The sequence below is a fragment of the Actinoplanes sp. NPDC049316 genome (genome assembly GCF_040677315.1).
Taxonomy (GTDB): domain Bacteria; phylum Actinomycetota; class Actinomycetes; order Mycobacteriales; family Micromonosporaceae; genus Actinoplanes.
In genome coordinates, this window is the sequence record NZ_JBFAQM010000003.1 from 280676 (window position 1) to 301982 (window position 21307).

Genomic DNA, 21307 nt, shown 5'->3' on the forward strand with positions numbered 1-21307 from the left:
CGGGTCTCGGCGAGGACGGAAGGAGGAATCGGGATGAGGACATGGACAGCGGTGGCCGTCGTCGCGGTGCTGGCGGCCGCGGGCGGGCTGCCGGCGGTACGGGCGGAGGCCGCCGACTACCCGAACCCCGGGCGGGTCACCGGAGACACCGGCATCCACGACCCGTCGATGGTGAAGACGCCGGCCGGGACGTACCTCGCCGCGTACACGGGGGACAACGTCCAGCTGAAGACGTCGGCGGATCGGACGGCCTTCCGCAACGCGGGCGCGGTCTTCCCGGGCGGCGCGCCGTGGACCACCGCGTACACCGGCGGCAGCCGCAGCCTCTGGGCCCCGGACATCTCGTACCGCAACGGCCGCTACTACCTCTACTACTCGGCCTCGACCTTCGGCTCGAACCGCTCGGCGATCTTCCTGGCCACCAGCACGACCGGCGCGTCGGGCTCATGGAGCAACGACGGCCTGGTGATCGAGTCGTCGAGCGCGAACGACTACAACGCCATCGATCCGAACCTGTACGTGGACCCGCAGGGCCGCTGGTGGCTCACGTTCGGCTCGTTCTGGTCGGGGATCAAGATGGTGGCGCTGAACCCGGCGACGGGCAAGCGCTCGGACTCCACGATCCGGTCGGTGGCCGGGCGCGGCGGCGGGGCGATCGAGGCGCCGTACCTGACCCGGCGCGGCTCGTACTACTACCTCTGGGTGTCGTTCGACCGGTGCTGCCAGGGCGCGGCGAGCACGTACCGGATCATGGTCGGCCGGTCGGGCAGCGTGACCGGCCCGTTCGTCGACCGCAACGGCACGGCGATGACCGCCGGCGGCGGTACGCAGGTGCTGGCCGGGCACGGCTCGATCCACGGGCCGGGTCACCAGGCGGTCCTCGCCGACAGCGACTCGGACGTGCTGGTGTACCACTACTACGCCGACAACGGCGCGCCGTACCTCGGCATCAACCTCATCGGCTACGACTCGGCGGGATGGCCCTTTGTCCACTGAGCACCGGCTGGTCGTGGGCGGCGTGCAGGTCGCCCGCTACGTCGCGGCGCCCGAGCTCGACATCCGGCTCGGGCCGCGGCCGTACCTGCACCCCGTCCGCACGCTGGCCGGGGTGCCGGTGACGGACGCGCTCTGCTTCGACCATCCCTGGCATCTGGGCGTGTCGGTGGCCGTGCAGGACGTCGACGGTGTGAACGTGTGGGGCGGGCGCACGTACCGGCGTGGCGAGGGCTATGTCTGGCTCGACGACCACGGCCGGGTCGCGCACGCCGGGTGGCTGCCCGCCGGCGACGGCATCGGGCACCTGCTGCGCTGGGAGGATCAGGCCGGGCGGGTCCTGCTCACCGAGCGCAGGCGGATCGCGGCCCGGCTCGCGCCCGGCGGATGGGAGCTGCGTTTCGCGTACGCGCTGAGCGCCCCCGCCGGCCGCGACGTGACCCTGGGCAGCCCCGCCACCAACGGGCGCACCGGCGGCGCCGGGTACGGCGGGTTCTTCTGGCGCGCCCCGGACGGCGACGCGGTGGCGTACACGGCCTCGGCCGAGGGGGAGGGCGCGGTCAACGGCAGCGCGGAGCCGTGGCTGGCGGTCACCGGCGGGGACGCGTACACGCTGGTCTTCCGGGGTCTGCGCGACGCCGACCGCTGGTTCGTTCGCACGGGCGGCTACGTCGGGGTCTGCGCCGCGCTCGCCTTCGAGCGGCCGCTCACCATCGCGGCCGGCACCACCCTGGAACGCGACCTCACCGTGCTGGTGGCCGACGGTACGGCGCTCCCGCCCAGGTGACGCCGATCTCGGACGGCAGCGCCATCTCCTCGGCCGCCCGCCGCAGCACCGCGTCGACGCCCGGGATGACCCGCACACCGGCGTGGTCCTCGACGTGCCGGGCATCGAGGAGCACGGGCGGCGGCACGTCCGGTCCGGTCAACCATTCCACGACCGTGGTGAACGGCTCGGTGCGCGACAGCGGGGCCAGCAGCGGCACCGACGGGTCCGCCCGGTGCGCGACGAGGTTCTCCAGCAGGCCGGTGCGCCCGGGGACTTCCCGCAGCTCCGGCTCGCCGGGCAGCGCGAGCCGGTCGGTCGGGTACTCGAGGACCGCGCGGCCCGCCGTACCGTCCACGATGATCTCGCCGGCGATGTACTCCTCGCCGGCCAGCGTGACCGCGGCGAGGATCCGCAGGCCGCCGTCCAGGGTGAGCCGGGCGAAGGCGGTGTCGTCGGCCTCGATCGGCCGCGTCCGGTACCGCTCGGCCTCCAGCGCGACCGGCGCGCCGGCCCCCGCGGCCGCCGCGGTGGCCAGGCACTGCATGACCGCGTGCGCGAGCGGGTTGACCAGCGCGCCGTCCACGACGGGACGGCCGCCGAGGCTGCGCCGCCCGGCCCACGGCGCCCGCGCGTAGTAGGCGTCGTCGCGCTGCCACGACGCGACCGCCGCGATCCGGGTGACCTCCTCGCGCGCGACCGCGTCCCACAGCCGGGCGGCGGCCCGCGAGCCGAGCGCCTGGAAGCCGACCTGGCAGGCGCGTCCCGTCTCGCGGACGACAGCGGTGAGCGCGCGGTGCTCGGCGAGCGTCTGCACCGGCGGCTTCTCCAGCAGCACGTCGCATCCGGCCCGTAGCGCGTCGGTGGCGATCGGGAGGTGCGTGTGCGGCGGCGTGCAGATCACGGCCACGTCGGGCCGGGCCGCGGCGAGCAGCGCGCGGTGGTCGGTGAAGACCTGCACGCCGTCGGGCACCGGCGGGTCCGGCTCGACCGGGCGGGGGTCGGCCAGCGCGACGAGGCGTACGCCGGGGAGCGCGGCGAGGTGCCGCCGGTGGTGCCGCCCGTGCCCGTTGGCCCCGATCAGCGCGACGGTCGTCGTCACGCTGAACCCCATTGGCATGCCCTCCTGGCCCTCACGCTCGCGGCCGCGGGCGACGAACGCCGGCGGAAGCTCGGTGCAGTCGCTCATGCCGCGCCCGCCACGGTCGCCTCGACGCCGTGCTTGCCCAGCGCCGTCAACCAGTCCACCAGCAGCGCCCGCACCACGTCGTCCTCCGCCAGGTCCGCGGGGAAGATCGCGCGGAGCCCGAGCAGTGCGTCCACCACGCCCTCCGGGGTGCCCGGCGCGGCGGCGAGCCGGTCGCGGATCTCGTCGGCCATCGGGTCGTCGAGCGGCAGCTCCCGGTCGTCGTCGGCGCGGCCCTGCACGAAGCGCATCCACGCGGCGACCACCAGGACGGCCCAGCGCGGGATCGACCCGGCCGCCCGGCGGTCCTGGATCGTGTGCAGCACCCGCTGCGGCAGCTTCTGCGAGCCGTCCATCGCGACCTGGACCGTACGGTGACCCAGCGCGGGATCGGCGAAGCGCGCGAGGACGGACTCGCCGTAGCCGGCCACGGTGATGCCGTCCGGCGGCTGCAGGCTGGGCGCGACGTCCTCGGCGATGAGCCGGGTCAGCAGCGCCCGCAGGCCCGGCATCGTGAGCGCCTGCGCGATCGTCTCGCACCCGGCGAGCGCCCCGAGGTACGCGATCGCCGAGTGCACGCCGTTGAGCGAGCGCAGCTTCAACCGCTCCCACGGCCGGGCGTCGGTGGTCAGCACCGCCCCGGCCCGCTCCCACGCCGGGCGCCCGCCGGGGAAGTCGTCCTCGATCACCCACTGACGGTACGGCTCCCCGCTCACCGCCGCCCGGTCCTCCACCCCCAGCGCGTCGGCGGCGACGGCGAGGGTGCGCGCGGTGGTGGCCGGCACGATCCGGTCGACCATCGTGCCGGGGAACGTGACCTGGTCCGCCAGCCACTCCCGGGCGTCGTCCCCGGCCGCCCGGTGCACGATCCCGCGCAGGTGCCGGCCGTTGGCGGGCAGGTTGTCGCAGCTCAGCACGGCCATCGGGCCGGCGTCGGCGCGCCGCCGGGCGAGCAGCCCGCGCACCAGCAGGCCCATCGCCGCGGAGCCGGGCGCGTACCCCTTCTCCGTGATCGTCAGCGTCACCACCCGGACCGCCGGGTCCGCGAGCAGCCGGACCACCGCCTCCGGGTCCGAGGCCGCGTGCACGAGCGCCGAGAAGGCGCTCACCACGTGGGTGGCGCACCCGCGGGCGGACACACTGGTGACGCTGAACAGGCGGTCCTGCTCGCGCAGCGCGTCGATGACGGTGACCGAGCGGGGCGCGACGGCCGCGATGCCCCAGTCGCCGCCCGCGGCCGCCACGGCTTCCTCGGTGTAGACGGCCTGGTGCGCGCGGTGGAACGCGCCGATGCCGAAGTGGACGATGCCGGTCGGCACGGATCCCGGCGTGACGAGCGGACGGCATTCCTCGGGTACGCGGGCCAGCGCCGAAACCCCCAGCCTCATCGCCACACCGGCCCGTCGGGGAACCGGAACTCGGCGACGGACTCCGGTTTCATCGTGGCGCTGTATCCGGGCCGGTCGGGGAGCACGTACCGGCCGCCGCGGGTGCGGACCGGGTCGGTGAAGTGCTCGTGGAGGTGGTCGACGTACTCCACCACGCGGCCCTCGAGGCTGGTGCCGACGCGCAGGTAGTCGAACGCGAACAGGTGCTGCACCAGCTCGCACAGGCCGACCCCGCCGGCGTGCGGGCACACCGGGACGCCGAACTTAGCCGCGAGCAGCAGCTCGGCCAGCACCTCGGGGACGCCGCCCACCCGGCACGCGTCGATCTGCACCACGCGGACCGCGTCCGCCTGCAGCAGCTGCTTGAAGATGACGCGGTTGGCGGCGACCTCGCCGGTCGCCACGCGGATCGGGGCGACGGCCCGCTGGATCCGCGCATGGCCCAGCACGTCGTCCGGGTGCGTCGGCTCCTCGATCCAGTACGGGTCCGCCGCCGCGAGCGTGGCCATCCGGGCGATCGCCTCGTCGACGTCCCACACCTGGTTGGCGTCCATCATGAGCAGCGCGTCCGGTCCGATCTCCGCGCGGATGAGCCGGGCCCGCCGCTCGTCGTCGGCCGGATCGCCGCCCACCTTCATCTTCATCGCGCGCCAGCCCTCGGCGTACGCGGCCCGCGCCAGCTCCCGCACCTTGTCGTCGGGATAACCGAGCCAGCCGACACTCGTGGTGTACGACGGCAGCCCGTCGCGCCGCAGCTCGGCGCGGCGTTCCTCGAGCCCGGTCAGGCCCTTGTCGAGGATGGCGGCCGCGTCCTGCGGGGTGAGCGCGTCGGTGATGTGGTGGAAGTCCACGCAGGCGACCAGCTTCTCGGTGGGCAGCTCGGCGAGCAGCTGCCACAGCGGCTTCCCGGCGGTCTTGGCGTGCAGGTCCCACACGGCGTTGACGATCGCGCCGGTGGCCATGTGGATGACGCCCTTCTCCGGCCCCAGCCAGCGCAGCTGCACGTCGGCGCTCAGGGACCGGGCGAACCCCACCGGGTCGGCCCACAGGTCGTCGAGCAGCCGGCCCTCGGCGTGGTGCGCCAGTGCCCGTACGGCGGCGCAGGTCAGCTCGTTGCCGCGCCCGTTGGTGAAGGTGAAGCCGGCGCCGATGTGCGGCCCGTCGGTGCGCAGCTCGACGTACGTGGCGGAGTAGTCGCCGCGGTTGAGTGCGTCGGAGCCGTCGCCGGCCGCCGCGGTGGGGAACCGCACGTCGTGCACGTCCACGCCGGTGATGCGGGTCATCGGGCCTCCTCGCGGTCCAGACGGAAGATGCGCTTGGGCAGGTGGTAGGCCAGGTCCGCGATCGTCTCCACGGCCTCGTCCATCGGCAGCCGGTCCTGCACGACCAGCCCGGCCAGGTACGCCGCGTCGGCCCGCCGGGCGATGTCGTGGCGCACGGGGATCGAGCAGAACGCGCGCGTGTCGTCGACGAACCCGGCGGTGTTGTAGAAGCCGGCCGTCTCGGTCACCGCCTCGCGGAAGCGCCGCAGCCCGTCCGGGGAGTCGAGGAACCACCAGGGCGCGCCCAGGTACAGGGCCGCGTACCCGCCCGCGAGCGGGGCCAGTTCCCGGCTGAACGTGTCCTCGTCGAGCGTGTAGAGCACGATCCGCAGCCGCGGGTCGTTGCCGTACCGGTCCAGCAGCGGGCGCAGCGCGTGCACGTAGTCGGTGGCCTGCGGGATGTCGCCGCCGACGTCGCGGCCGTGCGCCTCGTGCAGCCAGGTGTTGTGGTTGCGGACCGCGCCGGGGTGCAGCTGCAGCACCAGTCCGTCGTCCAGCGACATCCGGGCGAACTCCATCAGCATGTGGCCGCGGAACGTCTCGGCGTCGGCGGCCGACGCCTCGCCGCGCAGACCCCGGCTGAACAGCGCGGCGGTCTCGGCCCGGCTCAGATCGACGGTACGGGCGGTCAGGTGCCCGTGGTCCGACGAGGTGGCCCCGGCGGCGATGAAGGCCTCCCGGCGCAGCCGCAGCGCGGCCAGATAACCGTCGTACGTCCCGGTGTCCTCGCCGGTGAGCTCGCCGAGGCGGGCCACCGACCGCGTCCAGCCGGGGAACTCCATGTCGGCCACGTCGTCGGGGCGGAACGTGGTGATGACCCGCCCGCCCGGTCCGCCCCAGCCGTCGGCGGCCAGCTTCGCGTGCCGGGACAGGTCGTCCAGCGGGGACTCGGTGGTGGCGAGGACCTCGATGCCGAAACGCTCGAACAGCGCCCGAGGGCGGAACGCGGGCTCGGCCAGCCGCGCGGCGATCGCGTCGTACACCTCGTCGGCGGTCGCGGCGCTCAGCCGGGTGCCGATGCCGAACACGGTCTCGAACGTGCGCTCCAGCCACAGGCGGGACGGCGTACCCCGGAAGAGGTGCCAGTTCTCCGCGAGGAGCCGCCAGATCGCGCGCCCGTCGGTCTCCGCCGGCTCACCGCTTCGTGACGGCACGCCGAGGCGCGCCGGGGCGATGCCCTGGCTGAGCAGCATCCGGGTGACGTAGTGGTCGGGCACGACCAGCAGCCGGGCCGGGTCGGGGAACGGCCGGTCCTCGGCGAGCAACCCGGGGTCGACGTGCCCGTGCGGGCAGATCAGCGGCAGGTCGCGCACCACGGCGTGCAGCTCGCGGGCCACGTCGCGCTGCCGGGGGTCGGTGGCGAAGACGGGATCGGGCACGGTCACCTCAATCAAGGTCGAGCAGGCCGGCGACGCGTACGGGCGTGCCGGTCTGCAGGCTGCGGTTGGCGGCGAGGCCGGTGAGCAGCGCGAGGGCGCCGTCGCGGGCGGTGGCCGAGCGGTTCATCGGGTCGGTCCGCGCCGCCGTGCCCGCCGCGCTCGCGGGCCGGGAGCGGGATCTCGTGCGGCGGCTCCCAGAACGGGTGCAGGGTGAGGCGGGCGTGGCCGCGCTCGGGGTTCTCGGTGACCCCGTGCACGGCGGCGCCCTTGAGCTCGCCGGCGGCGGCCGGGCTGACATGGTCGTTCTCGACGACCTCCAGCTCGAGGCGGCCCCGGCTGCCGTTGACCATCAGCCGGTAGCCCTCCCACGGCGCGTACGCGCTCAGGTGGTAGGTCATCGTGGCCCCGGAGTCGTAGCGCACCAGCACCGCCATGTCGTCCTCGATGCTGACGCCGGGGGCGAAGACGTTGCGGTCGCGCACATAGCCGTCCTCCTTCTCGGCGTCCAGGTAGAGCGCCCGCAGCCGGGGGTTGCCGGCCAGGTGCAGGGCGAACGGGTCGTCCTCGGCGGCCGCGCTGTCGTGCACCCGGTCGTAGTCGCGGGCGTAGCCGTGCCGCTGGCCGTTCTCGCCGTAGAAGAACAGCCGGCCGGCGGCGTACACCTCGGCGGGCGCGGCGGCGAGCCACCAGTTGACCAGGTCGAAGTGGTGCCCGGCCTTGTGCACCAGCAGCCCGCCGGAGTGCGCCTTGTCGCGGTGCCAGCGGCGGAAGTAGTCGGCGCCGTGGCGCACGTCGAGCAGCCACTCGAAGTGCACCGAGCCGATCTCGCCGACCGCGCCCTCGGCCAGCAGGCGGCGTACCTGCTCGTGGACGGGGTTGAAGCGGTAGTTGAAGGCGACCGACACCCGCTTCCCGCTGCGCGCCTGCGCGTCGAGGATGCGCCGGCAGCCGTCGGCGTCGACGGTCATGGGCTTCTCGGTGATCACGTCGCAGCCGGCCTCGAGCGCGGTCACGATGTGCCCGGCATGGGTGTCGTCCACGCTGGTCACGATCAGCACGTCGGCCCGCTCGCGAGCCAGCATCGCCGCCAGCTCCGCGGCCGCGTACGCCGGCACGGGGGAGTGCCCGGCCGCCCGCAGCCAGTCGTTGTGCACCCGGATCCGGTGCGGGTTGGTGTCGGCGAACGCCACGAGCTCGGCCGGGCCGGCGTGGTCCTGGAGCGCTCGGACGAACATCTCCGCGCGGGCCCCGGTGCCGACCAGGGCGAAGCGTCGGGTCATGCGGACCTCCGCACTACAAACGTTTGCACAATAGTTAGACATGTCGATGCCTGCGCGTCAACCAACGTGTGTGTCAGGTTCGGATCCGGCCATTGACAGTCCTGCAACCGCTTGCATTAATAGTCGAACGCAGTGACGGTCATCACTGTCCCGAACGAGGCGTAGAGGAGGCGGGCGTGCCGGCCACGATCCGCGACGTCGCCCGGGCGTCCGGGGTGCACATCTCCACCGTGTCCCGGACCTTCTCCGCCCCGCACCTGGTCAACGTGGAGACCCGCACCCGCGTGCTGGCCTGCGCCGAGCAGCTCGGCTACCGGCCCAACCGGGCGGCCCGCGCGCTGATCACCGGCCGCACCTTCAACATCGGGCTGATCGTCGCGGACATCGCCAACCCGTTCTTCCCGCCGCTCATCAAGGCCGCCGAGAGTCAGGCCCGGCGGCACGACCACCACGTCTTCGTCGCCGACACCAACGAGGACGCGGCCGCCGAGGAGGAGCTCGTCCGGGCGCTGGCCAAGCAGGTCGACGGCATCCTGCTGTGCAGCCCGCGCATGAGCAACAGCCTCATCGAGCAGCTCAGCCGTGAGGTGCCGCTGGTCGTCGTGAACCGCCAGATCGCGGGCCTGCCGGCCGTGGTCATGGACGTCGCCCAGGGCGCCCGTCTGGCCGTCCAGCACCTCACCGGACTCGGGCACCGCACCCTCGCCCTGGCCGCCGGCCCCCGCGGTTCCTGGACCAGCAAGGAGATCCGCCGCTCGGCGTCCGCCGCCGCCCGCGCCGCCGGCGCCGAGCTGACCGTGCTCGGCCCCAACCCGCCCACCGAGGAGGGCGGGCTCGCCGTCGCGGACCACCTGCGCGCCGGCGTCACGGCGGTGCTGGCGTACAACGACCTGATGGCCCTCGGCCTCATCGAGGGACTGCAGAAACGTGGCCTGCGGGTCCCTGCGGACGTCAGCGTGGTCGGCATCGACGACATCATGCTGAGCCGTCTGACCCGCCCCAAGCTGACCACGGTGGCGACCCCCACCGCCGCCGCCGGTCGGGCGGCCGTCGACATGCTGCTCGCGCACGGCGACGACCGCCGCACCACCGCCCTGGTGAATTTGCAGACCGAACTGGTCATCCGCGACTCGACGGGGCCGGGCCCGGGCCCGCACTGCCCTGCGGACCCGGGCGACGTGGTCGCCGTCCCGGCCCCCGGCGTCGCCTCCCACTGACGAGGAGAGAAGTGCCATGTCTCGCACCACGACCCCGCGGGGGGACGCGCGGCCCACGCGCGCTCACCGTACCCCGCCGCCGGCCGCGCACACCTCGCGGCGGCGCCTGCTCGCCGCCGCGCTGACGGTGCCCCTGCTGCTCGGCGCCGCGGCCTGCGGCGACGACTCGTCCGGCGGCGGCAAGACCGAGCTGTCCGTCTTCTGGTGGGGGGCCGAGGCCCGCGCCGGCCTCACCGACCAGGCCCTCGACCTCTACGCGAGAAAGCACCCCGGCGTCACGTTCAAGAAGACGTGGCAGGCCAACCAGGGCTACTTCGACAAGCTCGCCACGCTCACCGCGGGCGGCAACGCCCCCGACATCTTCCAGATCGACGACAACTACATCGCCGAGTACGCCACCCGTAACGTCACGCTGGACCTCATGCCGTACAAGAACGACGGGCGCCTCGACGTGTCCAAGTTCCCGGAGAGCCTGTGGCAGTACGGTGTCGTCGACGGCAAGCTCGCCGGCGTCGCGTTCGGCGAGAACACCCAGGGGCTGGTCTTCGACAAGACGCTGCTCGACAAGCACAAGCTGCCCGCGCCGACCACCGGCATGAGCTGGGACGCGTTCATCGCGTGGGCCGAGAACGTCTCCAGGACCACGAAGGTGCCCGGCACCCAGGATCCCAGCGCCGACTACAAGGCGTTCTGGGTGTGGTTGCGTCAGCAGGGCAAGGACCTCTACAAGGGCAAGGAGCTCGGGTTCACCGAGCAGGACGCCGCCGCGTGGTTCGAGCTGTGGAAGGGCGCCCGCGAGCGCGGCGCCACGCCGACCGCCGACGTCATCCACGAGGGCAACGTCACCGACGTCAGCAAGCAGCTCGTCGTCACCGGCAAGGCGGCCACCAGCTGGGTGTGGGCCAACCAGATGCCCGAGCTGAAGAAGAACACCGCCGACGAGCTCGGCGTGGTCGCGTACCCGGGCGACCCGAGCGCGCAATGGGCCCGCGCGTCCATGTACTTCTCGGTCTTCCGCGGCAGCCCGCACAAGGACGTGGCGGTCGACGTCATCAACTTCCTCGCCAACGACCCGGAGGCCGGCAAGATCCTCGGCACCGACCGTGGCCTGCCGTCCAACCTCGACGTGCGCAAGCAGGTGGCCGACTCGGTCACCGACCCCGCGATGAAGCAGTCGATCGCGGTCGAGGCCGAGCTCGTCACCGAGTTCGGGCCGCCGCCGGTCGTACCGCTGCCCGGGCACAGCGAGGTCAAGACCGAGCTGACCAAGGCCGCCGAGGAGGTCCAGTACGGCCGCCAGACCCCGGCCGCGGCCGCCACCGCGTTCCACGCCGCCGCCAAGGCCGCGATCGGTCAGGGCTGAGCCTTGACCGCGGTGCACACTCCCGCGCGCACCGAACCGCCCGCGCCCCGGGGACCCGCCGCCACCCGGCGGGGCCCCGGCCGGGTCCGGCGGCGCGAGAACCTGCCCGGATACCTCTTCCTCAGCCCGTGGCTGCTCGGGCTCACGGCCATCACCGCTGTCCCCATGCTGCTCTCGCTCTACCTGAGCTTCACGGACTACGACGTGCTCACGCCGCTGTCCGAGGCGCGCTGGGTGGGCTGGGCCAACTACGAGCGGATGTTCACCTCGGACCCGTCGTACTGGCACGCGGTCCGGGTCACCGTGACGTTCGCGCTGATCGCCGTACCGTTGAAACTCGCCGCCGCGCTCGGGGTCGCCCTCCTGCTCAACCGCGCGTTCCGCGGCGTGGGCCTGTTCCGCGGACTCTTCTACCTGCCGTCGCTGCTCGGCGGCAGCGTCGCCCTGGCCATCGTCTGGGTCAGCATGTTCAACCGCGACGGCGCCTTCAACTCGCTGCTCGCTCTCTTCGGCATCCAGGGCGCGCCCTGGGTCAACGACCCGAAGTGGGCCCTCGAGACCCTCATGCTGCTGGCGATCTGGCAGTTCGGCGCGCCGATGGTCATCTTCCTGGCCGGGCTCAAACAGGTCCCCGCGGAGCTGTACGAGGCCGCCTCGGTCGACGGCGCCGGCGCGTGGCGGCGGTTCGCGCACATCACGCTGCCGATGCTGTCCCCGGTCATCTTCTTCAACCTGGTGCTGGAGACGATCCACGGCTTCCAGGGCTTCACGTCCGCGTTCGTGCTCAGCAACGGCACCGGCGGCCCGGTCGACTCCACGCTGATGTACACGCTGAACCTCTACATCAACGGCTTCGTCCGGCTCGACATGGGCTACGCCTCGGCGATGGCCTGGGTCTTCCTGCTGGCCATCGGCCTCATCACGGTGGTGCTGTTCCGCACCGGCCGCTTCTGGGTGCACTACTCCGACAGCGAGGGACACTGATGCGCCGCCCGCTGCGCTACGCCGCGCTGATCCTCATCGTCGCCGTCGTGCTCTACCCGCTGGTGTGGATGGTGGGCACGTCGTTCAAGTCGCCCGAGGAGATCGTCAACAACATCGGGCTGATCCCGCAGCACGTCACGCCGGGCAACTTCACCGAGGGCTGGCACAAGTTCGACGTCGGCTTCGGCCGGTTCTTCCTCAACAGCGCCATGGTGTCGCTGCTGACCGTGACCGGCAACGTGGTGTCGTGCCTGCTGGCCGCGTACGCCCTGGGCCGCCTGCGGTTCCGGCTGCGCGGCGTGTGGTTCGCGGCGATGATCGCGACGCTGCTGCTGCCCGGGCACGTGCTGATCATCCCGCAGTACATCCTGTTCCGGAACCTGGGCTGGGTCGGCGGGGACTGGCCGTACCTGCCGCTGCTCGTGCCGCACTTCCTGGCCACCGAGGCGTTCTTCGTCTTCCTCATGGTCCAGTTCATGCGCGGCATCCCGCGCGAGCTCGACGAGGCCGCCATCATCGACGGCGCATCGCCGTACCGGATCTTCCGGCACGTCATCCTGCCGCTGAGCCGGCCCGCACTGGTGACCACCGCGATCTTCTCGTTCATCTGGACCTGGAACGACTTCTTCCGGCAGCTGGTCTACCTGTCCGACCTCAAGGACTACACCGTCCCCGTGGCGCTCACCCTGTTCATCGACTCCACGAGCGAGAGCGCGGTCGGCCCGATGTTCGCCATGTCGCTGCTGTCGCTCGTACCCGTGTTCCTGTTCTTCGTGGCCTTCCAGCGCCTGCTGGTCGAGGGCATCAACACCAGCGGGCTGAAGGGGTGACCGGCATGGAGCACGGCTGGCGCGACACCGTCCGCGCGGCGGCGGACCTGGCCGTGCTCGGCTTCCTCGTGGCGATGGCGGCATTGCCGCTGGTCACGGCGGGCGCCGCGGTCACCGCCGGCAGCGCCGCGATCCGGCACCACCTGGACCACGACGGCTGGCCGCCGCCGCGGACGTGCCTGCGGATCTTCCGGCGGGCCCTGCTGCCCGGCCTGGCGGCCACGGCCGCCGTCCTGCTCGTCGCGGCCCTGGTGATCGTGGACCTCCTCGCGCTGCGCGCGGGAGCCGTCCCGGGCGGCCCGGCGCTGACGGTCACGCTGCTCGCCGTGGCGGCGGTGGGCCTGGGCTTCGCCGGCCTGCTCACCGTCGCCGCGCCCGGGCCGCGCCCGTTCGCCACGGCACGCGCCCTCGCCCGCCCCGCCCCGCTCGCCGCGGCGACGGCGGTCGTCGTGCTGACCCTGCTGCTGGCTGCCCTGGTGCACCCGGTCCTGGTCCCGCCGCTCCTCGGGTACGGGCTGTTCGCCCTGCACGTCCTGGCCCGCCGGGCCGGCGCTACCGTGCCGGGATGCGAACAGCCGGCGTCGACCTCGCCGCGGAGCCCGACGGCACCGCGGTCGCACTCCTGACCTGGACGGCCACCGGCGCCGAGGTGACCGGCCTGGTGTGCCCGGCCGGCGACGACGCCGTCGCCGAGGCGGTGCGCGGCGCGGCGAAGACCGGGATCGACTGCCCGCTCGGATGGCCGGACGCCTTCGTGTCGTTCGTCGGCGCGCACCGCACGGGTCCCGTGCCCGTCCCGCACGGGCCGGCGGACCGGGCCTGGCGGCGCGGCCTGGCGTGGCGGCACACCGACGAGGTCGTGCGCGAGCGGACCGGCCTGGTCCCGCTGAGCGTCTCGGCCGACCGCATCGGCCACACGGCCATGCGTTGCGCCGCCCTGCAGGCGGTGCTGGCCGCGGACGGCATCGACGTCGACCGTACGGGCGCGGGCGCGATCGCCGAGGTCTACCCGGCGGCGTCCCTCAAGATCTGGGGCCTGCCCTGGCGCGGCTACAAGACGGCCCGCAACCGGCAGGCCCTCGGCGCGGTCGTCGACGGCCTCCTCGCCACGGCGCCGTGGCTGCGGCTGGGCGAGCACGAGGCGCTGTGCCGCCGCAGCGACCACGCGCTCGACGCGGTGGTGGCGGCCCTGGCGGCTCGCGCGGTGGCTCTCGGGCGCGCCACGGTGGCGGATCGCGACGTGGCCCGGACGGAGGGCTGGATCGCCCTGCCGACCGGCCCGCTCGGATCACTCCTCGGTTGACGACGGGCGCAGGCCGTCGAGGATCACCTTGCGCAGGCGCGGCGCCCGCACGTCGCCGCGCGGCCCGTCGCTGTCCGCGGTCAGCGGCGGTGCCAGAGCTCGCGGGCGTACAGCAGCAGGTGCTGCTCGATCCACGGGGTGGCCAGGACGGCCATCGGCTCGGGCCGGCCGTGCGGGCCGCCGCGGACCAGGATGTCCGCGTCGTAGTCGCCGACCTTCGCCCGGACGATCCGGTCCTGCCCGTCCGGGAGTACCAGACCGGCCGGCAGCAGGATCTCCTGGGCGATCTCCTCGGTGGTGGCCGCCAGGGCCAGCACCGTGACGCGGCCCTGCGGCGTCGCGGAGCCGACGACGGCGACCTCGGCGTCGCCGAGCACGCCGCGCTGCAGCGTCATCAGCTGCCCGGGCACGCGCAGCCTTTCCCGCAGGTACGGCCACAGCCGCCGGTCCTGCTCCCGGAGGCCGATCGCCGACACCGAACCGCACACCCGGTAATCATGCGTCCGCCGGCCGCGCGGTGGCGCCGAAAGAGCCGATCGTGCCGCCGTGGCGGACGGCGCCGGCGCCGCCGGGGGAGGAGCATGGCGTCATGAGCGTGCGGTTCGAGGAATTGGCGTGGCGCGACACCCCGATGGGTGAGATCAGTCTGCGCCGGCGGCGGGATCCGATGCTCGGCGCCGAGGTGTACGAGGTGAAGCTCGGCGACGAGTTCCTCATGTCGAGCCTGTTCACCGTCGCCGAGATCGAACTCGCCCGCCTGGGCCTGCATGAGGTCGCGGACATGGCCGAGTTGGACGTGGTCGTGGGCGGGCTGGGGATGGGGTACACGGCCCGTACCGTCCTCGCCGATCCGCGGGTGCGTTCGGTGCTGGTGGTGGACGCGCTGGAGGAGGTCATCTCGTGGCACCGGCGGGGGCTGCTGCCGTTCGCCGAGGCGGTGGCCACGGATCCGCGGTGCCGCCTGCTGCACGCCGACTTCTTCGCCGTGACCGCCGATCCCGCCGGGTACGACCCCGAGGATCCCGGCCGGCTGGTGCACGCCGTGCTGCTCGACATCGACCACAGCCCGAGCCACCTGCTGCATCCGGCGCATGCCGCGTTCTACACCGCGGACGGCCTGCGCCGGCTCGCGGCGCACCTGCATCCCGGCGGGGTGTTCGGGCTCTGGTCGAACGATCCGCCCGACGACGCCTTCACGGCCCTGCTCGGTGAGGTTTTCGCGACGGCCCGTGCCGAGGTGGTCGCCTTCCCCAACCCGTTGCAGGGGCGGACCTCCACCAACACCGTCTACATCGCGCGGGCGGCGGGCGCCTGAGGGGCGGCCCGCACCCGCGCGAGCCATTCCACGAGCAGGGCGCGCAGCAGGGCCGGTTGCTCGTGGGGCAGCGCGTGGCCCGCGTTGTCGAGCACCGCGAGTGTGGCATGCGGGTGCCGGGCGGCGAGGTCCGTCGCGGCGGCGTACCCGACCGTCGAGTCCAGGCGCCCGGCCACGACGACCGCCGGGCCCGGGTAGGCGGGCGCGTCGTCGGGAGTCAGCTCCCAGCGTTCGCCGATCCGTTCCAGCGCCTCCTGGTCGGCCAGGGCCGCGGCCGGGGCGACGTGCCGCTCGTAGCGCTCGAGCATCTCCGGCGTCTGGACCACGAAGTAGTCCCGGAACGCCTCGTCGCCGAGGTCGCCGGGCCCGGCGACGACGCGGTGCTCCGGGACGTCGCGTACGTCCGGCGACAGAGGGCAGACGAGCGCCAGGCCGGCGACCTGTGCCGGGCGCCGCGACGCCATCGCCGCCGCGTAGTAGGCGCCGGCCGAGTGACCGATGAGGACGTACGGGTCCCCACCGGTGACGTTCTCGGCGAAGGCGAGCAGCGTGCTGAGGACGTCGTCCGCGCTGCGCAGCCGTGCGGGGGCGGCCGTGCGTCCCATGCCCGGCAGGTCGGGGTAGATCCGGCGCAGTCCCGCGACCCCGTCGAGCGCCTCCTCGAAGCACGCCTCAGCCTCACGGTGGTCGACGCCCGCACCGTGCAGCACGAGCACGGGCCGGCCGGTTCCGTGCTCCACGTAGTGCACCCGCATCCGACCAGGCTAACGGCGGCCGGCGCGCCCGTGGGGGACAGCGGAATGCATCGATCTTTGGTAGCGTCCCGCCTCGAGCGGCTGTCCGGGCCGCCGGATCCACGGGGGAAAGCCATGCACCGTACCCATGTCGTGTCGCTCGCGGCCGCGATCGCGGTCGGGGCGGGCGTCGCCGCCACCGCCTGGCCCGCGTTCGCGGGCACGACCCCGCCGCCGGGCCGCCCGCCCGCGGTGCAGAGCAGCGACGACGTGCCGCTGCCGCCCGGGCATCCGATCCCGTCGGGACCGGTCACCGGGACGCCGCCGACCGCCGACCCTTCGGTCACCCCGCCGCCGTGGCCGTCGTTCCCGCCGGACGACCCCGAGGACGTCTGAGCGCCACGCGGCCGGAGGGTCCGTACCGTCCGGCCGCGTGGCGGTGGGTCAGCCGGCCACCAGGGGCTTGAGGGCCTCACCCACCCGCGTGACGACTCCGGGCCGGTGGCCGTTGCGGATGAGGTTGATGGTGATGCCGTCGATCCCGGCGCCGAGCACCTTCTCCCGCAGCTGCTCGGCGACCTCGTCCGGGGTGCCGAGGAAGGCCCGGTTGCGGCGGTCCTCCGGAATGGTCTCGCCGAGCTCCTTCGCCTCCTGCGCGGTCTCGCCCACCATGCCCATGACCAGGTAGCTGGTCTTCAGCGTGGCGGGGTCGCGGCCGATCTCCGCGCAGCGCTCGCGCAGCACGGCGACCTTGCGCGGCAGGTCGGCGATGTCGCAGATGATGTTCATGTGGTCGGCGAAACGCGCCGCCAGGCGGAACGTCTTCTGCTCGCCGCTGCCGCCGAGCATGATCGGGACGGTCGGGCGCAGCCGCGGGTTGTTCATGGCGCCGCGCGCGGTGTACCACTTGCCCTCGAGCGACGCCTGCTCGCCCCTGAGCATCGGAGCGATGATCGTCAGGGCCTCCTCGAGCCGCTCGAAGCGCTGGCCGAAGGTGCCGAACTCGAAGCCGTAGTCGTGGTGCTCACGCTCGAACCACCCCGCGCCGATGCCCAGGATCGCCCGCCCCTTCGAGACGACGTCCAGGGTGGTCACGGTCTTCGCGAGCAGCGCCGGATTGCGGTACGTGTTCCCCGTGACCAGCGTGGACAGCTGGATCGTCGAGGTGGCCGACGCGAGCGCTCCGAGCGTCGTGTACGCCTCCAGCATCGCGTTCTCCGGCGCGCCGATGCCCGGTAGCTGATAGAAGTGGTCCATCACCAGGACGGTGTCGAATCCCGCCGCCTCCGCGTCCCGGGCCTGCGCGGCGACGGTGTCGAAGAGCTTCTCGACCGGGACGCCGGGATGGGTGAAGTTCGGGATCTGGTAACCGAGCCGGATGCTCACAATGCCTCCGCCGATGTAAGAGGGCTATCACCTGTTAATGTAAGACTCCACTAACATGCGGGCAAGCGGGAGCGTGAGCGTGTCGGCGGAGCGCGGCTACCACCACGGCTCGCTGCGCGCCGCCCTCGTGCGGGCCAGCTTCGACCTGCTCGCCGAGTGCGGCCTGCACGGCTTCTCGGTCGCCGCGGTCGCGCGCCGGCTCGGGGTGAGCTCCGCGGCGCCGTACCGGCACTTCGCGGATCGTGCGCACCTGCTCAGCGCGGTCTCCGCCGACGCCGCCCGGGACCTGCGGGCGGCGATCATCGCGGCGGCCGGTGCGGCCGGCCCGGACCCGGCCGCGCGCCTGGCCTCGGTCGCCGGCGCCTACCTGCGGTACGTGATCCGCACCGGCGCCGGCTTCCAGATCATCTATGCCGCCGAGCTGTACGCCGTGCCCGACGACGCCCGCCGGGAGCAGACCCGCGCGCTCATGACGACCCTGCTCGAGCTGGCCACCGCGACCGGCTCGGCGTCGTACCAGGAGGCCGTCCTGCTCGTCGAGGAGACGATCGCCGTGGCGCACGGCTACACGTCGCTCGTGCAGGACGGCTTCTTCTCGCGTGCCTCCACCAGCGTCGACGCGATCGCGGCGCGTGCCACCGAGGCGGCGCGCGCGCTCATCGCGGCTGCCGGCCGCCCGTCGCCGCCCACGTCTCCCGGGTGATCTCGTACTCGACCTCGCCCTCCTCGGAGCCGGGCAGGGGCTCGTCCCAGGCGGGGAAGAAGGTCCGCACGTAGCGCATGCCGACCGCCGCCATGACGCCGCGCGAGCCCCGGTTCACCGCCATGGTCTGCGCGATCACCCGGCGCTGCCCCACTGTCTCGAAGGCGTGCCGCAGCAGGACCCGGGACGCCTCACTGGCCAGCCCCTGCCGCCAGAAGCGGCGGGCCAGGCGGTACCCCAGCTCGGCCACCTCGGGATCGTCGGGCTGGTCCGGGCCGTGCGCCGGCGGCAGCATCATGAGCCCCACGAACTCCGCACCGTCCTCGCTCTCCGGGGCCGTGGAGCCGGGCCGGCCGCCGCCGGAGCCGAACGCCATCCAGAAGCCGAGACCGTCCACCTTGAGCGCCGAGGCCATCCGCCCGGCGTGCGAGGCGAGCACCTCGTCCCTGGTCCGCGCCCGGGGGAAGAGGTGACGCAGCACCTCCGGGTCGGAGTCGAGCCCGACCTCCAGCTCGAGGTGCCGGTCCGCCAGCGGGGTCAGGAGCAGCCGGGTCGTACGCAGAATCGGTTGTGGCATCCCGCCACCCTCACACGACGGCTTCCCGGCGGGCGACGCCTTTACCGCGGCGTCAGCACCACCACCGCGGTCTGCGACGGGCGCAGGGCCGCGTACTCGTCCAGGTTCGCGTCGATCTCCCGCCAGCGGTCCCACAGCCGGTCCCGCTCCTCGCCGGTGGCGGCGTGCGCGCGCACGGGCCGGCGCACGCCGACCAGCTCCACGGTGGCGTCCGGATCGGCCTGCAGGTTGAGCCACCACGCCGGCTCGCCCGGCCCCCAGCCGTTCATGGCCAGCGTGACCAGGTCGGAGCCGTCCTCGAAGTACCCGAGGATCACGCTGCGCGGCCGGCCGCTGCGACGCCCGGCCGTGGTGAGCCGCAGCGCGCCCCAGCCCTTCTTCCGGGGCCGCCAGAGCCCCAGCCGGCCGCCGGTCACGCGGTACAGGAACCGGTGCACCGACCATGCCGACCGGACGATCCAGCGGGGCGGGACCCGCGCGCCCCGCGTCTTGCGCTCGACGGACATGGTGGCCTCCCGTGTAGCTCGCGATCCGCGCCGGACGGCTGGCACGATAGCCATGCCCCGCCAGCTGAACCAGAGCCGAAGGACCCGCGGGTGGCGCGCCGCCCCGCGCATCGGGCAGAGTCAGCGGGGTGGAAACGGCGACACAGCGGCTGCACCGGCTGACCTCGTACGAGCCCTCCCGGTCCTGGACCGACCCGGCCGACGACCCGGCGCTGGTGCAGGACCTCGAGGTCAACGATCTGAGCCGGCTGCCGTGGTTCGTCAAGCGCTATCCGGACGGCCTGCCCCGCGCCGACCTTCCCCGGGACCTGCCCGCCACCACCGCCCCCGCCGTCGCCGTGCTCGCGGGCACCGCCGCGGTGCAGCCGTCCGCCCTGAGCCTCGCCCATCTCGCGCGGATCCTGTTCCTGTCGGCCGGCGTCGTGCGCACGGCCGAGCGCACGTACGGCACCCATCCGTTCCGTGCCGCCGGTTCCGCCGGCGGCCGGTTCCCGCTGGAGCTGTATGTCGCGGTCCCGGACGGGGGAGAGCTGCCGGCCGGCGTGCACTGGTACGACCCCGCCGGGCACGCGCTCGTCCAGGTGGGACCCGCTCCCCGCGGCGGGGACGTGGCCGTGGTCGCGACCGGCGTCCCGTGGCGGACGGGCTGGCGCTACCGCGAGCGCGGATACCGGCACATCTACTGGGACCTCGGCACCATGCTGTCCCAGCTGACCGGCGCCGCGGCCTCGGCCGGCATCCCCGCGGCGCTGTACAGCCGGTTCCCCGACACCGCAGTAGCGGAACTGGTCGGTGCCGACGGTGTCCAAGAATTCCCCGTCGCCGTCGTCTCCCTCGGCGGGCAGGAGCCCGCGCTGCGGCCGGCCGGCGCCGCCGTCGCCGGCGAGGTCGACGCGGCGCCGCTCGAGTTCCCGCTGGTGACGGCGGCGCAGCGGGCGAGCTCCGGCGACGCGCTGGGTCCGCCGTGGGAGCCGGGCGTCGCGGTCCGCGTCTCCGGCGAGCAGCGCGACCCCGTCGAGACCGTGGTGCTGGCCCGGGGCTCGCAGCGGCTGATGGACGCGAGCCGCGGGCTGCCGGAGCACCTCATGCGCGACAGCGTCGCCGTGGCGGTGCGCGGCGTCGACCTTCCCCACTTCGTGGTGGTGCACGATGTGGACGGGATGGAACCCGGTCTCTACCGGTGGCCGGAGATGGACAAGCCGGTGCGCGCGGGCAATCTGCGCGACGAGCTGTACCGGGTCTGCCTCGAGCAGGCCCTCGCCCGCGACGCCGCCTTCGTGGTCGTCACCGCGGCCGACGTGTCCGCCTTGGACGACGCCGGCTACCGCGCCGCGCAGCTCGCGTCGGGCCTGGTGGAGGGGCGGTTGCATCTGCTCGCGTACGCCATGGGAGCCGGCGCCAGCGGGATGACGTTCCTGGACAGCGAGATCCCCGCGCTGCTGGGGGAGCCGCTGGAGGCGATGCTGTTCACCTGCGTCGGCGTGCCGGCGTACCGGTCCGCCAAGGGTGGCCCGCCGGGACGGCCGACCAGCGTCAGACCGGTGTCGCCCCGGTGACCGCCGGCCGCCGCGGGCGGGTCGCGCGTGCCTGGTTCCGGGTGCTGAACGCTACGCTGAACCCGGTCGCCGTACGGCTGGCCAGGTCGGGGTCCGGCCGGTTGTCGCTGATCCGGCACACCGGGCGCCGCTCCGGCCGGACGTACGAGACGCCGATCCTGTTGGCCCGCGACGGCCGCGACTTCGTCGCCGAGCTGACGTACGGCCCCGGCGTCGACTGGTACCGCAACGTGGTCGCCGCCGGTGGCTGCGTGGTGGTGCACGGCGGCACGGAGCACCGGATCGCCGGCGTCGAGCCGTACCCGGAAGCGGCCGGCCTGGCGGCGTTCGGGCGTCCCGCGTCGCTGGTGCTCCGGCTGCTGCGGCGGCGCGAGTTCCGGCTGCTCAGGACGGCCGGGACGACGCCCGCGCCACCGGGGTGATCACACTCACGCTCCGCGCTCGCGGGCGTTGCATAGGATCGACCCCCACGACCGAGGCCCACCCTGTGAACCAGACCCACCCTGTGAACCAGGGCCA

The 21307-nt window shown here is 73.6% G+C and carries 22 protein-coding genes and 1 pseudogene; 13 read left to right on the top strand and 10 right to left on the bottom strand.

The window, feature by feature from the left end; genetic code table 11:
• The first annotated feature begins 33 nt into the window (after positions 1-33).
• Positions 34-996: an arabinan endo-1,5-alpha-L-arabinosidase gene (locus tag AB0K03_RS06545; protein ID WP_364681416.1), complete on the top strand. Its 963-nt coding sequence runs from the start codon at positions 34-36 to the stop codon at positions 994-996.
• On the top strand, positions 986-1780 hold the full coding sequence (locus AB0K03_RS06550) for a PmoA family protein (RefSeq protein WP_364681418.1): 795 nt from the start codon (positions 986-988) through the stop codon (positions 1778-1780). The genes AB0K03_RS06545 and AB0K03_RS06550 overlap by 11 nt, the downstream gene beginning before the upstream one ends.
• On the opposite strand, the gene AB0K03_RS06555 is transcribed toward AB0K03_RS06550, so the two are convergent.
• The 5 genes and pseudogenes from AB0K03_RS06555 to AB0K03_RS06575 form a co-directional block, all read right to left on the bottom strand.
• The gene (locus AB0K03_RS06555) at positions 1737-2948 is read right to left on the bottom strand and encodes a Gfo/Idh/MocA family oxidoreductase (protein WP_364681419.1); all 1212 of its coding nucleotides are present in this window, start codon (positions 2946-2948) and stop codon (positions 1737-1739) included. The genes AB0K03_RS06550 and AB0K03_RS06555 overlap by 44 nt on opposite strands.
• Complete coding sequence (locus AB0K03_RS06560; RefSeq protein ID WP_364681421.1) at positions 2945-4333, bottom strand: mannitol dehydrogenase family protein; 1389 nt, start codon at positions 4331-4333, stop codon at positions 2945-2947. Before AB0K03_RS06560 ends, AB0K03_RS06555 begins: the two co-directional genes overlap by 4 nt.
• Positions 4330-5616: an enolase C-terminal domain-like protein gene (locus AB0K03_RS06565; RefSeq protein WP_364681423.1), complete on the bottom strand. Its 1287-nt coding sequence runs from the start codon at positions 5614-5616 to the stop codon at positions 4330-4332. Before AB0K03_RS06565 ends, AB0K03_RS06560 begins: the two co-directional genes overlap by 4 nt.
• Positions 5613-7040 (bottom strand): glucuronate isomerase, encoded by a 1428-nt coding sequence (uxaC, locus tag AB0K03_RS06570; RefSeq protein WP_364681425.1) that lies wholly within the window; start codon positions 7038-7040, stop codon positions 5613-5615. The genes AB0K03_RS06565 and uxaC overlap by 4 nt, the downstream gene beginning before the upstream one ends.
• A 1-nt stretch (position 7041) precedes the next feature.
• A pseudogene (locus AB0K03_RS06575) lies at positions 7042-8314 on the bottom strand (Gfo/Idh/MocA family oxidoreductase).
• Positions 8315-8490: 176 nt separating this feature from the next.
• Between AB0K03_RS06575 and AB0K03_RS06580 the strand changes: the two are divergent.
• Genes AB0K03_RS06580 through AB0K03_RS06605 form a run of 6 tightly spaced genes read left to right on the top strand, consistent with a single transcriptional unit; the run spans position 8491 to position 14011 of the window.
• Entirely contained in the window at positions 8491-9531 is a 1041-nt protein-coding gene (locus AB0K03_RS06580) for a LacI family DNA-binding transcriptional regulator (protein WP_364681427.1), read from the top strand.
• Between the two features lie 16 nt (positions 9532-9547).
• A complete protein-coding gene (locus AB0K03_RS06585; RefSeq protein ID WP_364681429.1) occupies positions 9548-10894 on the top strand; it encodes an extracellular solute-binding protein in 1347 nt (448 codons plus the stop codon).
• A 12-nt stretch (positions 10895-10906) separates the two neighbouring features.
• Complete coding sequence (locus AB0K03_RS06590; protein WP_364681431.1) at positions 10907-11878, top strand: sugar ABC transporter permease; 972 nt, start codon at positions 10907-10909, stop codon at positions 11876-11878.
• Positions 11878-12708: a carbohydrate ABC transporter permease gene (locus AB0K03_RS06595; RefSeq protein ID WP_364681433.1), complete on the top strand. Its 831-nt coding sequence runs from the start codon at positions 11878-11880 to the stop codon at positions 12706-12708. Before AB0K03_RS06590 ends, AB0K03_RS06595 begins: the two co-directional genes overlap by 1 nt.
• A 5-nt stretch (positions 12709-12713) precedes the next feature.
• A complete protein-coding gene (locus AB0K03_RS06600) occupies positions 12714-13334 on the top strand; it encodes a hypothetical protein (RefSeq protein ID WP_364681435.1) in 621 nt (206 codons plus the stop codon).
• Positions 13274-14011 (top strand): DUF429 domain-containing protein, encoded by a 738-nt coding sequence (locus AB0K03_RS06605; protein ID WP_364681437.1) that lies wholly within the window; start codon positions 13274-13276, stop codon positions 14009-14011. The genes AB0K03_RS06600 and AB0K03_RS06605 overlap by 61 nt, the downstream gene beginning before the upstream one ends.
• An 80-nt stretch (positions 14012-14091) precedes the next feature.
• Here the strand turns inward: AB0K03_RS06605 and AB0K03_RS06610 are convergent, their stop codons facing one another.
• Positions 14092-14499: a hypothetical protein gene (locus AB0K03_RS06610; RefSeq protein ID WP_364681439.1), complete on the bottom strand. Its 408-nt coding sequence runs from the start codon at positions 14497-14499 to the stop codon at positions 14092-14094.
• A gap of 101 nt (positions 14500-14600) precedes the next feature.
• Between AB0K03_RS06610 and AB0K03_RS06615 the strand changes: the two genes are divergently transcribed.
• Positions 14601-15326, top strand: coding sequence for a spermidine synthase (locus AB0K03_RS06615; RefSeq protein ID WP_364681440.1), 726 nt, complete (start codon positions 14601-14603; stop codon positions 15324-15326).
• On the opposite strand, the gene AB0K03_RS06620 is transcribed toward AB0K03_RS06615, so the two are convergent.
• Positions 15299-16081: an alpha/beta hydrolase gene (locus tag AB0K03_RS06620; RefSeq protein WP_364681442.1), complete on the bottom strand. Its 783-nt coding sequence runs from the start codon at positions 16079-16081 to the stop codon at positions 15299-15301. The genes AB0K03_RS06615 and AB0K03_RS06620 overlap by 28 nt on opposite strands.
• Positions 16082-16195: 114 nt before the next feature.
• Between AB0K03_RS06620 and AB0K03_RS06625 the strand changes: the two genes are divergently transcribed.
• On the top strand, positions 16196-16456 hold the full coding sequence (locus AB0K03_RS06625; RefSeq protein ID WP_364681444.1) for a hypothetical protein: 261 nt from the start codon (positions 16196-16198) through the stop codon (positions 16454-16456).
• A gap of 48 nt (positions 16457-16504) precedes the next feature.
• On the opposite strand, the gene AB0K03_RS06630 is transcribed toward AB0K03_RS06625, so the two are convergent.
• Positions 16505-17446 (bottom strand): LLM class F420-dependent oxidoreductase, encoded by a 942-nt coding sequence (locus AB0K03_RS06630; protein ID WP_364681446.1) that lies wholly within the window; start codon positions 17444-17446, stop codon positions 16505-16507.
• Positions 17447-17525: 79 nt separating this feature from the next.
• On the opposite strand from AB0K03_RS06630, the gene AB0K03_RS06635 reads away from it, so the two are divergent.
• Complete coding sequence (locus AB0K03_RS06635) at positions 17526-18149, top strand: helix-turn-helix domain-containing protein (RefSeq protein WP_364681448.1); 624 nt, start codon at positions 17526-17528, stop codon at positions 18147-18149.
• On the opposite strand, the gene AB0K03_RS06640 is transcribed toward AB0K03_RS06635, so the two are convergent.
• Together AB0K03_RS06640 and AB0K03_RS06645 are read right to left on the bottom strand one after the other, a co-directional pair.
• On the bottom strand, positions 18103-18726 hold the full coding sequence (locus AB0K03_RS06640) for a GNAT family N-acetyltransferase (RefSeq protein ID WP_364681449.1): 624 nt from the start codon (positions 18724-18726) through the stop codon (positions 18103-18105). The two genes, AB0K03_RS06635 and AB0K03_RS06640, sit on opposite strands and share 47 nt — an antisense overlap.
• 41 nt (positions 18727-18767) lie before the next feature.
• On the bottom strand, positions 18768-19232 hold the full coding sequence (locus AB0K03_RS06645; RefSeq protein ID WP_364681451.1) for a nitroreductase/quinone reductase family protein: 465 nt from the start codon (positions 19230-19232) through the stop codon (positions 18768-18770).
• A 128-nt stretch (positions 19233-19360) separates the two neighbouring features.
• Here AB0K03_RS06645 and AB0K03_RS06650 point away from each other — a divergent pair, with 128 nt between their 5' ends.
• Entirely contained in the window at positions 19361-20788 is a 1428-nt protein-coding gene (locus AB0K03_RS06650) for a hypothetical protein (RefSeq protein WP_364681453.1), read from the top strand.
• The gene (locus tag AB0K03_RS06655) at positions 20785-21210 is read left to right on the top strand and encodes a nitroreductase family deazaflavin-dependent oxidoreductase (RefSeq protein ID WP_364681455.1); all 426 of its coding nucleotides are present in this window, start codon (positions 20785-20787) and stop codon (positions 21208-21210) included. Before AB0K03_RS06650 ends, AB0K03_RS06655 begins: the two co-directional genes overlap by 4 nt.
• The last annotated feature ends 97 nt before the right edge of the window (positions 21211-21307 follow it).

Excerpts from the sequence above, each read along its gene's own strand:
- AB0K03_RS06545 (WP_364681416.1), top strand. The coding sequence starts at position 34 with ATGAGGACATGGACAGCGGTGGCCGTCGTCGCGGTGCTGGCGGCCGCG.
- AB0K03_RS06555 (WP_364681419.1), bottom strand. The coding sequence starts at position 2,948 with ATGAGCGACTGCACCGAGCTTCCGCCGGCGTTCGTCGCCCGCGGCCGC.
- AB0K03_RS06560 (WP_364681421.1), bottom strand. The coding sequence starts at position 4,333 with ATGAGGCTGGGGGTTTCGGCGCTGGCCCGCGTACCCGAGGAATGCCGT.
- AB0K03_RS06565 (WP_364681423.1), bottom strand. The coding sequence starts at position 5,616 with ATGACCCGCATCACCGGCGTGGACGTGCACGACGTGCGGTTCCCCACC.
- AB0K03_RS06585 (WP_364681429.1), top strand. The coding sequence starts at position 9,548 with ATGTCTCGCACCACGACCCCGCGGGGGGACGCGCGGCCCACGCGCGCT.
- AB0K03_RS06595 (WP_364681433.1), top strand. The coding sequence starts at position 11,878 with ATGCGCCGCCCGCTGCGCTACGCCGCGCTGATCCTCATCGTCGCCGTC.
- AB0K03_RS06600 (WP_364681435.1), top strand. The coding sequence starts at position 12,714 with ATGGAGCACGGCTGGCGCGACACCGTCCGCGCGGCGGCGGACCTGGCC.
- AB0K03_RS06605 (WP_364681437.1), top strand. The coding sequence starts at position 13,274 with ATGCGAACAGCCGGCGTCGACCTCGCCGCGGAGCCCGACGGCACCGCG.
- AB0K03_RS06615 (WP_364681440.1), top strand. The coding sequence starts at position 14,601 with ATGAGCGTGCGGTTCGAGGAATTGGCGTGGCGCGACACCCCGATGGGT.
- AB0K03_RS06620 (WP_364681442.1), bottom strand. The coding sequence starts at position 16,081 with ATGCGGGTGCACTACGTGGAGCACGGAACCGGCCGGCCCGTGCTCGTG.
- AB0K03_RS06625 (WP_364681444.1), top strand. The coding sequence starts at position 16,196 with ATGCACCGTACCCATGTCGTGTCGCTCGCGGCCGCGATCGCGGTCGGG.
- AB0K03_RS06640 (WP_364681449.1), bottom strand. The coding sequence starts at position 18,726 with ATGCCACAACCGATTCTGCGTACGACCCGGCTGCTCCTGACCCCGCTG.
- AB0K03_RS06645 (WP_364681451.1), bottom strand. The coding sequence starts at position 19,232 with ATGTCCGTCGAGCGCAAGACGCGGGGCGCGCGGGTCCCGCCCCGCTGG.